Genomic DNA, 14698 nt, shown 5'->3' with positions numbered 1-14698 from the left:
TACACGTAAAAAGCCGGTATTTTACGCATTCATTCGAGCGCAGGGGGTAGCGAGTTCACTCCATAACCAGCTTCCACAGGCGGCATCCATGCCGCACATGCTCAGCTTAAGCCAACGGCACGCGACGCGTGGTCAGCGCGGTACGACCCACAAAGAAGCTCAAGGCTGCACCCAGCAGCAACATGGCCAAGGTGCTCCATGCAGCGCGGGACAGCTGTTTAGCCGCTACTTCACCGGCTTCACGGGCTTTCTGTTCGGCTTGCTGTTTCAGCTCATCGACCTTCTGCATGGCTTGCTGATAAGCCTGGGCATAGTTGTCGACGATCTGCGTGGCTTCGGCTTTGCTCTTGCCGGTACGGGCGGCCACGATGTTGACCAGCGCGTCTTTGTCCGCAGCATTCAACGCAGGCTCGCCGGAGGCTTTGACGCGTTCGAACCACTGCTTCAACTCATCACCGGCCTGGGCAGGGTTGGTCGCGGCGTCCTTGGCCGATTGCTTGCCGTCGGCGGCGGCCTGGTCGGTTTTCTGCTCGACGTTGGCAGGGTCCAGCTCAGGCTTGCCGCTTTGCTTGAGCAAGGTGTCGAGTTGGCCTTGCAGGCTGTTCCAGTCCAGTTGGATACCCTGCTCGTTCAACTGCTGCTTGATGCTGTTGCCGATCCCAGGCGCAGCAGCGGCGATACCACTGCCGGCGGCGGACAAGCCTTTGCCTACTACGTTACCGGCGGTGCCGACCACGCTGGCGGCCAGGCCAGCCAGCAGCCAGGTGGTGAGCAAGGTGGTGAAGGTCCAGGTCAATACGCCGTGCAAGCCGCCACGGTCCGGTGCAGTGCGCCCGGCCACAAAGGCGCCGAGGCCGACAGCCACCAGGGTGGAGACAAACAGCCAGATCCCGGCGCCGGTGCCGAAGCCGCTCAGGGGGTTGCCCGCTTCCATCGGGTTGACGGCACTGGCGCCGATGGCCGTGCCGAGCACGCTGAGTACCAGGTAGGTCACCAGGGCAATTGCACTACCGGCCAGCACAGAGCTCCAGGACACGCGAAACGGTGAACGATTGGTTTCATAGACAGTTGTCATGATTAATCCTTTGAGTGGTTGACCGTATCAGTCTGGCGAGACCGCTGCCGGTCGTCCCCGCTCAAATGCACCAGAGCATCTGGTGCATTCGCACCCCGCAACGGGCACGTTGTGTGCACTATCCTGATGCCTGGGTGTCGTACCCTTCATGCGCCCATCCCCGGAGAGACCATGACCCAGGACGTTCTTGCCAAAGAAACCAACCGCCGCCAATTGCAGCAGATCATCTCCGGGTTATCGGACGGTGTGATCCTGGCCGAAGTCGACCAGACCATTCTGTGGGCCAACGAAGCCGCGCTGGCCATGCACGGGGTCAGTGAGGTCGAGCAGCTCGGCGCCAATACCGAGCAATACGCCAAGCGCTTTGCCTTGCGCTATCGCAACAACCATCCTTTGCCGCTGGACAGCTACCCGCTCAGCCGAATCGCAGCCGGTGAAGAATTCAGCGATGTGGTGGTGGAAGTCACCCCCGTTGACGACGAGGACCGCAGTTGGGTGCATCGCTTGCGCAGCCTGGTGCTGACGGACGCCCACGGTGAACCGGAACTGCTGGTGCTGATCCTCAGCGACGCCACCGAATGGGCCAGCGCCGAGCAGCGCTTCGAAAAAACCTTCAACGCCAACCCGGCACCCGCGGTGATCTGCCGCCTCAGCGACCTGCGCTACATCAAGGTTAACCAGGGTTTCCTGGAGATGACCGGTTACAACCGCGATCAGGTCATCGGCAAATCCGTCTATGAACTGGATGTACTGGAACACGCCGATCGCAAGGACCTGGCCATTCAGCGCCTGAGCGAAGGTGCGACCATCCCGCAGATGCAGGCTGAACTGCGCCTGCCCGAAGGCGGCAGCAAACTGGTGATTGTCGCCGGCCAGCCGTTGGACATGAACGAGGAAGACTGCATGCTGTTTTCCTTTACCGACCTGGAGCCACGGCGCAAGGCAGAAATCGCCCTGCGCCAGAGCGAAGAACGGTTCGCCAAATCCTTTCGCCTCACGCCGGTGCCGACCCTGGTGTGCAACGCCGCCAACCGGCAAGTGGTGGACATCAACGAAGCGTTCATGAACATCACCGGTTACATCAGCGAAGAGCTGATCGGCAAGAACGTTGAGGACATCAACTTCATCGACAGCGCCCCTGCTGGAGCGCAGTTGTTCGCCACCCTGGAAAAAGCCGGCAACCTCGAAGGCCAAGACCTCAAGGTGCGCAAGAAAGGCAACGAGGTGATCGACTGCGTGGTCTCCGCCGACACAGTGATTATCGAGGACGTGCCCTGCTACCTGTTGGTGATGATGAACATCACCGAACGCAAACGCTCGGAGCTGGAGCTGGTGGCGGCCATTGAGGAGGTGATGCAAGACGCCTCCTGGTTCAGCCAGACCCTGATCGAGAAACTGGCCAACGCCAAGAGCGTCAACAGCCCCAACCTGCCGAACGTAGCCTTCACCGACCTTACCGCCCGTGAGCGTGATGTGCTGGGTTTGATCTGCGAAGGCCTGGCCGACAAGGAAATTGCCTCGCGCCTGAAGCTTGCGCCCAACACGGTGCGTAATCATGTGGCCACGGTGTACTCCAAACTCGGTGTGCACAGCCGCAGCGCGGCCATTGTATGGGCCAGGGAGCGCGGCTTGTTTGCCGGCGAACTGCGCGTCAAAAGCAAACCATAGAGTGCAAATGCACTAGTGCGACCAGTGCAAATTCGCCTTATTGCGCTGGCGTACGCTGCTTAACCTTGAAGGGTGGGCACAGGGCCTTTGGTCCCGTGCCGTAATGGTTTGATCTCTTCCAAGGAAAGCACGATGAAAAGCGAACAAGTCAAAGGCGCCGTAGAGAAGGTTGCCGGCAAGGCCCAGGGCTTTATCGGCGACCTCACCGGCGATGAACAATTGCAGGCTGAAGGTGTGGCGCGTCAGGCCGCAGGTCAACTGCAGCAAACGTACGGCGACGCGCTGGACACTGTCAGTGATTTCGCCAAAAACAAACCCCTGGCTACCGTGGCTGTCGTCGCCGGTATCGGCCTGCTTGTGGGCCTGTTGCTGCGTCGTCGTTGAGGAGGCCGAGGCCCATGTTTACCCTCTCTCAACTGCGCAACTGCATCGAAGAAGGTTTGTCACCGCTGACCTGCGAGTTCACCCTGTGCCGGGACGCGTCCCTGACCCTCAAGGTCTACGACGCCGAAACCGGCCGTGTTGATCTGGTGGTGACAGGCATCAGCACCAACCGGCTGCAAACCGCGCAAGAAGTGGCCAAGATGGTTGAAGAGTTGCGCTACGAACTGCAAAGCAACAACGTCGGCAAGCTCACACTGGATGATCTGCCTTCAACGACGGCCCAATGAAAATGAAGGCAGGCTGATATCCAGGTCGACCTGGGTGACGCCGAGGCCGAAGTGATGGGTGAGGTAACACGACCGGTGTGGCCGGTTACCTTAACGCAAGAGCGAGGAAAACAGACCGATCACCGCTTGACGGGGGTGATCTCAAGAATGGTGCCGTTGGTGGTTTTGAGCAGCACAAACTTATCACCCACCCGCGCCCATTGGCTGTCTGCCTCAGGCTGCTTGAGGCCGCGTTTTTTCCAGTCGCTGACCGCCGATTCCTTGCGCATCAGGATATCCGGGGCGCGATCACCTTCTTTCAGATCCCGCGTATTGATGCTGGAAGGCTGCACGGTTTCCTGGGGTGTATCACCGGCCTGCACGACAAAGCTGACGGTGGACAGGCCAGCGGTGAGCAGCAGGCAAGCGGCTAGGGTCTTGGACTTCATGGGTGCTCCTTCAATGAATGATGCGTACCCAGGTTCCGACCGCAGGCGCATGGAATCATTCAAGTTTGCACCCTTCCTGTGGCAAGGGAGCTTGCTCCCTCGCCACAAGGGCGCCGGGTCTATAACCAGGCTGCGTCCCAGAGCGGATAATCGCCGATATGTTCAGCCAACCCAGCGCGCAATGGGTTGCCAATTATGTAGCGTGCGATCTTTATAAGATCCTCCTCAGCGCGCGCTGCGCGATCATGGTACCCGCACTGCCAGAACGCGCCCCGTGCATGACAGGCTCGATTGATGGTCAATGTGCTGCGCGACTTCACCCTTTTCATCACTTGCGGCAACGATGCGGCTCTGAGTTCAAATAGCCAATGGAAATGGTCTGGCATGATGACCCAAGCCAAAGAGTTAACCATCTCAAGGTCATGAGCCTGTTTGAACTCTGCCACCAACAACCGCCCCAAGCGAAAATTGGCAAACACCGGGCGGCGCTGATAGACCACAGCAGTTACCAAGTAAGCCCGACCCGCCTCTGAATAACGGCCACGTCGCAATAGGTGAGAATTGGGTTTCTGAAGCAATCCTTTGCTCTCCGATTGAATGAATGATCCATTCACCCTAGCAAGCCACAGCAATACCTCCGTTCAATTCAGTTTCCCACTATGTCACGCCCCTCCACTGTGGCGAGGGAGCTTGCTCCCGCTGGGCTGCGCAGCAGCCCCAAAAAGGCTGGCCGAGTAACACCTGAACCAACGCAGTGGATCGATTGGGGCCGCTTCGCGGCCCAGCGGGAGCAAGCTCCCTCGCCACAAAAGCTTAGACAGCAGGTGTGCGCTGATAAAACACCCTCCACCACTGGCCTGGACCATTCAGTTTCCCACTATGTCACGCCCCCCACTGTGGCGAGGGAGCTTGCTCCCTCGCCACAAAAGCTATGCCACACCCATTGCCACCGTGAAATAATCCGTGTAATTTTTCATGAAATTTCTCGACATAAATTTCATGAACCAACAACAAGAACTCGACGCCCTGGCTGTGCTCATCCACGATCTGCGCAAGCACAAGAAACTCACGCTCGCCCAACTCGCGCAAAAAATCGAGCGCTCGGTGGGCTTTTTGTCTCAAGTCGAACGCGGCCTGTCACGCCCTACTGTGGCCGACCTGACTGCCATCAGCCACGCCCTGGATGTGCCCACCACCTACTTCTACAGCCTGCCCAAACCCAAGGCCGTCGACTGGGTCACACGCCCCAACGAGCGGCGCACGGTGTATTACGCCAATGGCATCACCGACATTCTGGTTTCGCCAAGCATGCACGGCGCCTTTTCGATGCTCGACAGCCTGTTGGCGCCCGGCGCCAACAGTGGCGAGCACACCATGAGCGATCGCGCCGAACAGGCCGGTTTTGTACTGGAGGGCGAGCTGACGCTATGGGTGGAAGGTGAAGCCGATTCGGTCACCCTCGGCCAAGGCGACAGCTTCCACCTGGCCAGTTTTGCCCATTGCCGCTACGCCAACCTGACTGATCTGCCCGCCCGCGTATTGTGGGTTTACAACTAGGAGCAACACCCGTGAAAAGCCAATCCTCCACGTTGCTGGCCGAAGTACGGACCTTTCGCCAGAACCACCCCGAGGTGCGTTACGTCGACCTGATCGCCCTGGACATTCCCGGCCATTTCTACGGCAAGCGCTACCCGGTGGAGATGCTCGAAAAAGTCGCCGCCGGCAGCCCGCTGAAGCTGCCGCAAAATGCCGTGCTGCTGGGCGCCCAGGGCGGGCTGTTCAAAATTGGTGACTATTGCTTCCACGACGGCGACCCGGATGCCAACCGCCGCCTGGTGCCGGGCACGCTCAAGCCGGTGAGCTGGGAAGCGCAACCGCTGGGGCAGATGCTGATCACCTCGGATGGCACTGAAGCGCCCATCGAGTTTGAACCACGTGAAGTCCTGGCCAAGGTGCTGGAGCGCCTGCAGCACAAGGGCATTCACCCGGTGGTGGCGTTTGAGCTGGAGTTTTACCTGCTCGATAAAAAACTTGACGACGGCCTGCCGCAATTTGCCCGCGACCCGCTCAGTGATGACGCTGACGACCAGCCCAACCTGCACATCGAGCGGTTGTCGCGCTTCAGCGAAGTGCTCGACGACATGGCGCAAACCGCCCAGGCCCAAGGCATCGACATCACGGTGATCACCGCCGAACTCGGCCCTGGCCAGTTCGAGATCAACTTCGGCCACTGCGACGACGGCCTGCGCGCCGCCGACTGGGCCGCGCTGTTCTGCCGCAGCACGCGTGGCGTGGCACTCAAGCATGGCTACCGCGCCAGCTTTATGGCCAAGCCTTACCTGCAATTTCCCGGCAGCGGCATGCATGTGCATGTCAGCCTGTATGACGGCGCGGGCAATAATTTACTCGCGGCGCACCAGCAGCAACCGCTGCGCCACGCGGTGGCCGGTTGCCTGGAATTGTTGCCGCACTGCATGCCGATTTTCTCGCCCAACCACAACGCCTTCCGCCGCTTGGGTGGCACCGTGAACGCGGCAACGCGTGCCAGCTGGGGCTTTGAAGACCGCGACGCGTGCGTGCGTATTCCCGATTCCGACCCGCGCAACCTGCGCATCGAACACCGCCTGGCCAGTGCCGATGCCAACCCCTACCTGGTGCTGGCAGCGATCCTGGCAGGGTTGGAGCATGGCCTTGAAGCCAGGCAAGAACCCATCGCCCCGCTGAATGAGGACCGTAACAGCGGCGCCGACTTCCCCCTGGAAATGCTCGATGCCGTACGCGCCATGCAGCATCAAGCGGTATTGCGCGATAAGCTGGGCGCCGAATTTATCGACGTGTACTGCGAAAACAAACGCCAGGACCACTTGGCCTTTCAACAAGAGATCAACGCGCGGGAATACCGCTGGTTTCTCTAGCCATGGAATCACCGATGACCGACCAAAGCGCCCCGGCCCTCAAGGAAATCTTCAACGTTGAACGCCTGCAACACATCGCCAGTGAAATGACAGCGGTGTACCCGGCCTTTGATGCAAAAGGGTTTCTAAAGCACGCCAAAGCCGGGCTGGCCGAGTTGTCGGTGATGCAGCGCATGGCGCGGGTCAGTGAGAGCCTGCATGCGGTAATCCCACTGGATTACGCGCAAACCCTCAAGCTGCTGCATGCGCTGGCTCCGCGACTGAACAGTTCATTTGTGTGCCTGTTTCTGCCGCACTACGTGGCCAGTTACGGGCAAAGTGACTTCAAGCGCTCCATGGCCGCGCTCAAATACTTCACCGTGTTTGGCTCGGCCGAGTTCGCCATTCGCCCGTTCTTGTTGAACGACTTCGAGCGTACCCTGGCCGCGATGCAGCAGTGGTCGCTGGACGCCAACGAACATGTGCGGCGCCTTGCCAGTGAAGGCTCGCGCCCTCGCCTGCCCTGGTCCTTTCGCTTGGCGGCGGTGCAGGCCAACCCGCAGCTGTGCGCCTCGATCCTGGATAACCTCAAGGCCGACAGCAGCCTGTATGTGCGCAAGTCGGTGGCCAACCACCTCAACGACATCACCAAGGACCACCCGGACTGGGTGCTCAGCCTGATCGAAGGCTGGAACCTGGACAACCCGCACACGGCCTGGATCGCCCGGCACGCCTTGCGCAGCCTGATCAAGCAAGGCAATACCCGCGCACTCACGATCATGGGCGCCGGCGCCAAGGCCGAGGTAAACATTCACCACCTGAAAGTCACACCGGCGGTGATCAACCTGGGCGAGCGGATCAACCTGTCGTTCAGTCTGGAATCCACCGCCACCGCCGCGCAGAAGCTGGTGGTCGACTACGCCATCGACTACGTAAAAAGTGCCGGCCATAGCGCGGCCAAAGTGTTCAAGCTCAAGGCATTTACCCTGGGCGCGGGCGAACATCAGAGCATCCGCCGCGAACAACATATTCGCGAGTTGACCACGCGCAAGCATTACGCAGGCAAGCACTGGGTGCATGTGCTGGTGAACGGCGAAAAGCTCGCCAGTGCCGAATTTGAACTGCTAAAACCCTGACAAAAATCAACCAAAAGGCTCTAGAACGGGCCTTTCAGACACATTAATTGTCAGACAATCCTGGCTTTTGTTGTTGCGATCCATTATCATCCGGCGCCTTCTCACTACCCATCGGGTAGTTGTTCCACTGTGTCACCCGAGGCGCCAATGTACCGTTCGCACCGTTTGTATCGTTTTTCGTTTCACTGCCCCTTGCTTGCCCTGAGCCTGGGGCTGGTTTCCCACGGTGTCAGTGCCGCCCTGCAACCCATGGCCGAAGCCCCGCTGGCCAGCGACACCGAGCTGCACTGCCACTTCAACCGCGACGCCAGCACCGACTGCACCACCACCCAGCACTACACCATCCTCAAGCCCAACGGCCGCGAAATGCTCTCGCGCATCGACTTCGATTACTCCGAAGGCGACACCTTTGAAGTGATCAGCGCGCAATCCACCCAACCAGGCGCCAAGCCGGTCGCGCTGGACGCCGCGCAAATCGACACGCGCACCGCGCCCAACCCGGACCAGGGCTTCAGCCGCTACAAGCAAACCTCGCTGGCCTTCCCGAACCTGCGCGTAGGCACGCAAATTCGCTACACCGTGCGCGAACGTCGCGCCGCCAAACCGTTGGTGACCCAGTTTCACTACGCAATCATGTTTGGCCCCAGCGCATTCCGGCGCGACCACGTCAAGGCGCGCTTTACCGCCGAGCGCCCGATCCAGTGGCGCAGTGAGTTGTTCGACGGTTTCAAAGTAACGGCATCTGCCAACGGCAAAACCCTGGACGTGGTGCAAAAAAAACCGACCTATCTCAATTACATCAACGAATCCTCCAGCGCCGCGCTGCAACGCATCCCGCGCCTGGAAGTGGGCAGCGCCCTGGAGCGCCAGGCGTATTTCGGTGATTTCGCCCAGCGTTACAACCAGATCCTCGGCGCCAACCTGCCGGCGCAAGCGGCCGCGGCCGTAGCTGCCGCACGCAACCTGGCGCCGGCACAACAGGTCGAAGCGCTGATGCAGCACATCAACGATCACTACCGCTACCTGGGCGACTGGCGCGCCACCGAGCGCGGTTATGTGCCGTTCAACCTGGCGGAAATCGAGCAGCATGGTTATGGCGACTGCAAAGACCTGGCGATCCTGCTGACCGCAATGCTCAAGGCCAGCGGCATCAAGGCCGAAACCGCCTGGGTCAGCCGTGGCGACGTGGCGTTCTCATTGTTGATCCCCGGCACCAATGCAGCGAACCACGCCATCGTGCGTGCCGAAGTCGATGGCCAGGTCTGGTGGCTCGACCCGACCAACCCGGTGTTCGCACCCGGCCAGACCATGCCCGACATTCAAGACCGCTGGGTGCTGGTCAATGATGCTCAGGGCCAGGTACGCGAAGAACAGATCCCGCTGGAACGCCCGGAAACCACCCTGCGCCTGGACAAAAAAGTGCACTTCGACAAGCAAGGCAATGGCGCCACCCAGGCCACCATCACCTTCAGCCGCCTGCCGCTGATGCAAATGAGCGTCGCCGACCGCCAGCAAGGCACCACCGCCACCGACCAGAACATCTGCGGCAACTTTGGCAACGAAATCAGCGACTGTAAAATCACCCGCCAACCCACCGCCTTCGTGGTGCACGACGGCTACACCGTCAACGCCAGCATGAACGACCAGCGCGCGCTGGAAAAGCTCGCGAACGACTACGTCTACACCGACGAGTCACTCAAAGGCCGTTGGGATGGTTTCATCAACTACCGTCGCCATGATCAACAAGCCGACCTTTACCTGGGCAACCCCGAAACCTACGACTACCGTTTCACGCTGACCGGTGGGCAGATGGAAAAAGCCATCCCCGGCTGCCAGGTGCGCTCGCCCTGGTATGACCTGGATCTGGATGGCAAGCGCACGGATGACGGCCTGCAGTATCACTATCGCCTGAGCCAGAAGATACGCTGGCTGACCCATGCAGAAGTCGCCAGTGAAGCGTTTGGCAAGATGATTGACGAGGCGCGGGCGTGTGCTGAGCAGGTGCATCAGGTGGTGAAGCTCTGACCCCTCACTGACACAACACAAACCCAATGTGGGAGCTGGCTTGCCTGCGATTGCAGTGTGTCATTCAACAAATAAGTTGACTGACAGGGACTCATCGCAGGCAAGCCAGCTCCCACATTTTTTTATCCGGTTTCTTCAGTGGGTTTCGCCTAACAGCAAGCTTTGCTCGCGCGCACACAACTCCACCACATAATCCCACAACACCCGCAACCGCACTGACTTGTGCAGCTCCCGGCGCGAGCTGATCCAGTAGCTGCGCTGGATGCTTTCTGCCGGCAGCAAAGGCACCAGGTCCGGGTCGCCAGCAGCCATAAAGCACGGCAGCACCGCAATGCCCAATCCCGAACGCGCCGCCTGGTGTTGAGCAATCACGCTGGTGCTGTGGAACACCACTTTGGGGTTGCGGCAAAAGCTGCTGAGGAACTTGAGTTCCTGGCTGAACAGCAGGTCATCCACGTAATCGATCCATGCATGGGCGGCGAGGTCTTCACGTTTTTCAATCGGCGGATTGCGCGCAAGGTAGGCGCGGCTGGCGTAGAGCGCCAGGCGGTAGTCGGTGAGTTTGCGCGTGACGAGTTGGTCGACGCTGGGGCGTTCGAGGTGGATGCTGATTTCCGCTTCGCGGTTGAGAATGCTCACAAAGCGCGGCACCGCCACCAGTTCCACTTCCAGCCCTGGATAACGCTCGAACAGCCCGCCCATGCGGCTGGCGAGGAACATCACGCCCAACCCCTCAGCCACGCCAAGGCGGATCTTGCCCAGCGGCGCAGCGGAATGGGTGAGTTCGTCTTCGGCCAGCAACGCGACGTTTTCCATGGCCTCGGCGTGCTTGAGCAGGGCTTCACCGGAAGGCGTCAGTTCGTAACCCTGGGCATGCTGCACGAACAGCGCGGTGCCGAGGCTTTTCTCGATGGCCTCGATATGCCGGGCCACGGTAGCGTGCGTGGTTTTCAGGCGCTGTGCAGCGGTGAGCAGGCGGCCGCTGCGTTGCAACTCAAGAAAAAACCGCAGGTCATTCCAGTCGAACATGTCGCCTCCCTTGGACAAATGTACCTTCTAATGCCTGGCCCGGCACCTGTGGCTGGCGCTTACTGTGGCGAGCGAGCGAGCTTGCTCGCTCGCCACAGGCATAACGTTGCTTCGAGGTTTAAGTGCCGCTGTTTAAAAACGCACAGCAGCTGGGTAAAAACTAACATTTTTAAGACGAAAACTAACAACTAGGATGGGCCCAATAAGAAAAACAAGCGAGACCTCAGATGCCCATTGCAACTGCTGAATACGATTACATCGTCGTAGGCGCCGGCCCCGCAGGCTGCCTGCTGGCTAATCGATTGTCCGCCAACCCCGCCCACCGCGTGCTGCTGCTCGAAGCCGGTGGCCGCGACAATTACCCCTGGATCCACATCCCCGTCGGTTACCTGTTCTGCATCGGCAACCCACGCACCGACTGGTGCTTCAAGACCGAAGCCCAGGAAGGCCTGCAAGGCCGTGCACTGAGTTACCCACGCGGCAAAGTGCTGGGCGGCTGCTCGTCCATCAACGGCATGATCTATATGCGTGGCCAAGCCCAGGATTACGACGGCTGGGCCGCCGCAGGCAACCCCGGCTGGGCCTGGAAAGACGTGCTGCCACTGTTCAAACAGAGCGAAAACCATTTTGCCGGCGGCTCGGAATTTCACAGCGACGGCGGTGAATGGCGCGTGGAGCAACAGCGCCTGCACTGGCCGATCCTCGATGCCTTTCGCGATGCGGCGGCGCAGAGTGGTATCGCGCCGATCAGCGATTTCAACCAGGGCGACAATGAAGGTTGCGGCTACTTCCAGGTCAACCAAAAGGCCGGGGTGCGCTGGAACGCGGCGAAGGCGTTTCTCAAGCCGATCCGCCAGCGCCCCAACCTTACCGTGCTGACCGAAGTGGAAGTCGATCGTGTAGTGCTGGAAAACGGTCGCGCTTCGGCCGTGGTCGGGCGTCAACATGGGCAACAACTGAGCTGGAAGGCACGCAAGGAAATCGTCCTGTGCGCCGGTTCTGTCGGCTCGCCGGGTATCCTGCAACGCTCGGGGATTGGCCCGTCCCATGTGCTCAAGCCATTGGGCATCAACGTGCTGCATGAACTGCCGGGTGTCGGTGGCAACCTGCAGGACCACCTGCAACTGCGCCTGATCTACAAGCTGGAAAACGCACGCACCTTGAACCAGATCGCCGGCACCCTGTTGGGCAAAATGGGCATGGGCCTGCGCTACCTGTATGACCGCAGCGGCCCGTTGTCCATGGCGCCCAGCCAGCTTGGCGCCTTCGCCCGCTCCGGCCCGGAACAGACTACGGCCAATCTTGAATACCACGTGCAGCCGCTGTCACTGGAGCGTTTTGGCGAGCCGTTGCATGCCTTCCCGGCATTCACCGCGTCGGTGTGCGACCTGCGCCCGCAAAGCCGTGGCCGCATTGATATTCGCTCCGCCAACCCGGCGGATGCACCCCTGATACGGCCCAACTACCTCAGCCATCCCGAAGATTTGCGCGTGGCCGCCGACGCGATCCGCCTGACCCGCCGCATCGTCGCCGCACCGGCCTTGAGCCAGTTCAAGCCGGTGGAATACCTGCCGGGCGACGCGCTGCAAACCGAAGAACAACTGCATGAAGCCGCCGCGCGTATCGGCACGACGATTTTCCACCCGGTGGGCACTTGCCGCATGGGCGATGACCAAGATGCAGTGGTCGATGCGCAACTGCGCGTACATGGCGTGCCGGGCCTGCGTATTGCCGATGCCTCGGTGATGCCACGCATTACATCCGGCAACACCTGCTCACCTACACTGATGATTGCGGAAAAGGCAGCGCAGCTGATGCTTTCGCCGAACACAAGGAGTCTCGCCCCGCAGAGAGAAACGGTTCATGCAATCTGAATAGCGGCGCCGCACCCGGCGCCGACAGTGGAACAACAATAAATAATCACTGTGAGGGATACCCGATGTCAGAACATGCTCAACCCCTGGGCTCGGCCGTCAAGGCGAGCACCGGCAGCGAATCAAGGAAAGTCATCTTCGCCTCGTCTTTAGGGACGGTGTTCGAGTGGTACGACTTTTTCCTCTACGGCGCCCTGGCGGCGGTGATCAGCAAGCAATTTTTTGCCGGGGTCAACGACACCACGGCGTTCATCTTCGCCTTGATGGCCTTTGCCGCAGGCTTTGTGGTGCGGCCGTTCGGCGCGTTGGTGTTCGGCCGCCTGGGCGACATGATCGGGCGCAAGTACACGTTTTTGGTCACCATCATCCTGATGGGTGTCGCGACCTTCTGTGTCGGGCTATTGCCGACCTATGCCAGCATCGGCATTGCGGCGCCGATCATTCTGATCGTGCTGCGCATGCTGCAAGGCCTGGCGTTAGGCGGTGAATATGGCGGCGCAGCCACCTATGTGGCCGAGCACGCACCGGCCGGCAAACGCGGCCTGCACACCAGCTGGATTCAATCCACAGCCACCCTTGGCTTGCTGCTGTCGCTGCTGGTGGTACTGGCTTGCCGTTACTTCACCGGCGACCAGTTCGAGGTGTGGGGCTGGCGCATTCCGTTCCTGTTCTCGATTGTGCTGCTGGGCATTTCCACCTGGATCCGCATGAGCCTGCATGAGTCGCCGGCATTCCTGAAGATGAAAGAGGAAGGCAAGGCCAGCAAGTCGCCGATCCGCGAATCCTTCGGTAAATGGGAAAACCTCAAGGTGGTGCTGATTGCGCTGTTCAGCATCAACGGCGGGCAGGCAGTGACCTTCTATGCGGCGCAGTTCTATGTGCTGTTCTTCCTCACGCAGTTCCTGAAGATGGACCCGGCCCTGGCCAATATGCTGTTGATTATCAGCGTAGTGATCGGCGCGCCGTTCTTCATCCTGTTCGGCTGGCTGTCGGACAAGGTTGGGCGCAAACCGGTGCTGATGCTCGGCTTGCTGTTGGCCACCGCACTGTACTTTCCGATCTTCAAAGGGCTGGCGCATTACACCAACCCGGCGATGGACCAGGCCAGCCACCAGGCGCCGATTACCGTATTGGCCGACCCGGCCACCTGCACCTTCCAGTTCGACCCGGTGGGCAAGGCGCGTTTTGACAGCCCGTGTGACAAGGTCAAGACCTTCCTGGTCAAGCAAGGTCTGCCATACAGCAGCGCCGCCGCGCCAGCCGGCAGCCCGGTACAGGTGAGCGTGGGTGATGTGCGTATCGACGGTTACGATGAAGCGGCCCTGCGCGGCGCGGTAACCCTGGCCGGCTACCCGACTTCGGCGGATGTGGCCCAGGTCAACAAAGTGATGGTGGTGGTGCTGATCGTGGTGCTGATCCTGATCGCCGCCATGTGCTACGGCCCGTTGGCAGCACTGATGGTGGAACTGTTCCCGACGCGCATCCGCTACACCTCGATGTCGCTGCCCTACCACATCGGTAACGGCTGGTTTGGCGGGTTCCTGCCGACCGTGTCGTTTGCCTTGGTGGTGTACACCGGCGATATCTTCTACGGCTTGTGGTACCCGGTGGTGGTAACCGGCGTGAGCTTGATTGTGGGGTTGTTCTGCCTGAAAGAAACCAAGAACGTGGATATCAATAACAACTGATCTTCAAAACGCTGAAGCCCCCTGTGGGAGCTGGCTTGCCTGCGATTGCATCACCTCGGAGTGTCAGATGTGCCGAGTTGTCCGTATCGCAGGCAGGCTAGTGCCCACATTTTTCTGAGTGCTGACCACACAAATTGCTGTACATCCATACAGATAACAGTTGCTCAATTGCCTTTGACTGAGCATCCTGCAAGGCATCGACCCGATCTG

13 protein-coding genes are annotated in these 14698 nt (G+C 60.0%); 9 read left to right on the top strand and 4 right to left on the bottom strand.

The window, feature by feature from the left end:
- Window positions 1-106: 106 nt before the first annotated feature.
- A complete protein-coding gene (locus HBO41_RS17240) occupies window positions 107-1075 on the bottom strand; it encodes a hypothetical protein (RefSeq protein ID WP_017138991.1) in 969 nt (322 codons plus the stop codon).
- Between the two features lie 171 nt (window positions 1076-1246).
- Here HBO41_RS17240 and HBO41_RS17235 point away from each other — a divergent pair, with 171 nt between their 5' ends.
- The 3 genes from HBO41_RS17235 to HBO41_RS17225 all read left to right on the top strand — a co-directional run bounded on the left by HBO41_RS17235 (window position 1247) and on the right by HBO41_RS17225 (window position 3414).
- Window positions 1247-2743 (top strand): PAS domain S-box protein, encoded by a 1497-nt coding sequence (locus HBO41_RS17235; protein WP_169987077.1) that lies wholly within the window; start codon window positions 1247-1249, stop codon window positions 2741-2743.
- A gap of 132 nt (window positions 2744-2875) precedes the next feature.
- Window positions 2876-3127 (top strand): CsbD family protein, encoded by a 252-nt coding sequence (locus tag HBO41_RS17230; protein ID WP_064451786.1) that lies wholly within the window; start codon window positions 2876-2878, stop codon window positions 3125-3127.
- 14 nt (window positions 3128-3141) lie between these two features.
- On the top strand, window positions 3142-3414 hold the full coding sequence (locus HBO41_RS17225) for a DUF1652 domain-containing protein (RefSeq protein ID WP_017138988.1): 273 nt from the start codon (window positions 3142-3144) through the stop codon (window positions 3412-3414).
- Window positions 3415-3533: 119 nt separating this feature from the next.
- Here the strand turns inward: HBO41_RS17225 and HBO41_RS17220 are convergent, their stop codons facing one another.
- Window positions 3534-3842, bottom strand: coding sequence for an RcnB family protein (locus HBO41_RS17220; protein ID WP_017138987.1), 309 nt, complete (start codon window positions 3840-3842; stop codon window positions 3534-3536).
- A 119-nt stretch (window positions 3843-3961) separates the two neighbouring features.
- Complete coding sequence (locus HBO41_RS17215; protein WP_099547842.1) at window positions 3962-4420, bottom strand: REP-associated tyrosine transposase; 459 nt, start codon at window positions 4418-4420, stop codon at window positions 3962-3964.
- Window positions 4421-4841: 421 nt separating this feature from the next.
- On the opposite strand from HBO41_RS17215, the gene HBO41_RS17210 reads away from it, so the two are divergent.
- The 4 genes from HBO41_RS17210 to HBO41_RS17195 all read left to right on the top strand — a co-directional run bounded on the left by HBO41_RS17210 (window position 4842) and on the right by HBO41_RS17195 (window position 9897).
- On the top strand, window positions 4842-5399 hold the full coding sequence (locus HBO41_RS17210) for a helix-turn-helix domain-containing protein (RefSeq protein ID WP_017135024.1): 558 nt from the start codon (window positions 4842-4844) through the stop codon (window positions 5397-5399).
- An 11-nt stretch (window positions 5400-5410) separates the two neighbouring features.
- Entirely contained in the window at window positions 5411-6757 is a 1347-nt protein-coding gene (locus HBO41_RS17205) for a glutamine synthetase family protein (protein WP_169987074.1), read from the top strand.
- Between the two features lie 14 nt (window positions 6758-6771).
- The gene (locus HBO41_RS17200; protein ID WP_017135022.1) at window positions 6772-7872 is read left to right on the top strand and encodes a DNA alkylation repair protein; all 1101 of its coding nucleotides are present in this window, start codon (window positions 6772-6774) and stop codon (window positions 7870-7872) included.
- A 165-nt stretch (window positions 7873-8037) separates the two neighbouring features.
- Entirely contained in the window at window positions 8038-9897 is a 1860-nt protein-coding gene (locus HBO41_RS17195; protein ID WP_169987278.1) for a DUF3857 domain-containing transglutaminase family protein, read from the top strand.
- 135 nt (window positions 9898-10032) lie between these two features.
- Here HBO41_RS17195 and HBO41_RS17190 read toward each other — a convergent pair whose 3' ends face one another.
- Window positions 10033-10926: a LysR family transcriptional regulator gene (locus HBO41_RS17190; RefSeq protein ID WP_099547661.1), complete on the bottom strand. Its 894-nt coding sequence runs from the start codon at window positions 10924-10926 to the stop codon at window positions 10033-10035.
- Window positions 10927-11153: 227 nt separating this feature from the next.
- Here HBO41_RS17190 and HBO41_RS17185 point away from each other — a divergent pair, with 227 nt between their 5' ends.
- Window positions 11154-12800: a GMC family oxidoreductase gene (locus tag HBO41_RS17185; RefSeq protein ID WP_169987072.1), complete on the top strand. Its 1647-nt coding sequence runs from the start codon at window positions 11154-11156 to the stop codon at window positions 12798-12800.
- 65 nt (window positions 12801-12865) lie between these two features.
- Window positions 12866-14488 (top strand): MFS transporter, encoded by a 1623-nt coding sequence (locus HBO41_RS17180; RefSeq protein ID WP_017135018.1) that lies wholly within the window; start codon window positions 12866-12868, stop codon window positions 14486-14488.
- Window positions 14489-14698 lie beyond the last annotated feature (210 nt).

It is taken from the genome of Pseudomonas sp. WS 5146 (assembly GCF_012985495.1).
GTDB lineage: Bacteria > Pseudomonadota > Gammaproteobacteria > Pseudomonadales > Pseudomonadaceae > Aquipseudomonas > Aquipseudomonas edaphica.
Note: the sequence above shows the minus strand (reverse complement) of the source record. Positions and strands in the feature narration are given on the sequence as shown.

What these genes read in the sequence shown, in the direction of transcription:
- HBO41_RS17180 (WP_017135018.1), top strand. Translation starts at nt 12,866, where the DNA reads ATGTCAGAACATGCTCAACCCCTGGGCTCGGCCGTCAAGGCGAGCACC.
- HBO41_RS17210 (WP_017135024.1), top strand. Translation starts at nt 4,842, where the DNA reads ATGAACCAACAACAAGAACTCGACGCCCTGGCTGTGCTCATCCACGAT.
- HBO41_RS17240 (WP_017138991.1), bottom strand. Translation starts at nt 1,075, where the DNA reads ATGACAACTGTCTATGAAACCAATCGTTCACCGTTTCGCGTGTCCTGG.
- HBO41_RS17225 (WP_017138988.1), top strand. Translation starts at nt 3,142, where the DNA reads ATGTTTACCCTCTCTCAACTGCGCAACTGCATCGAAGAAGGTTTGTCA.
- HBO41_RS17235 (WP_169987077.1), top strand. Translation starts at nt 1,247, where the DNA reads ATGACCCAGGACGTTCTTGCCAAAGAAACCAACCGCCGCCAATTGCAG.
- HBO41_RS17220 (WP_017138987.1), bottom strand. Translation starts at nt 3,842, where the DNA reads ATGAAGTCCAAGACCCTAGCCGCTTGCCTGCTGCTCACCGCTGGCCTG.
- HBO41_RS17190 (WP_099547661.1), bottom strand. Translation starts at nt 10,926, where the DNA reads ATGTTCGACTGGAATGACCTGCGGTTTTTTCTTGAGTTGCAACGCAGC.
- HBO41_RS17230 (WP_064451786.1), top strand. Translation starts at nt 2,876, where the DNA reads ATGAAAAGCGAACAAGTCAAAGGCGCCGTAGAGAAGGTTGCCGGCAAG.
- HBO41_RS17200 (WP_017135022.1), top strand. Translation starts at nt 6,772, where the DNA reads ATGACCGACCAAAGCGCCCCGGCCCTCAAGGAAATCTTCAACGTTGAA.
- HBO41_RS17185 (WP_169987072.1), top strand. Translation starts at nt 11,154, where the DNA reads ATGCCCATTGCAACTGCTGAATACGATTACATCGTCGTAGGCGCCGGC.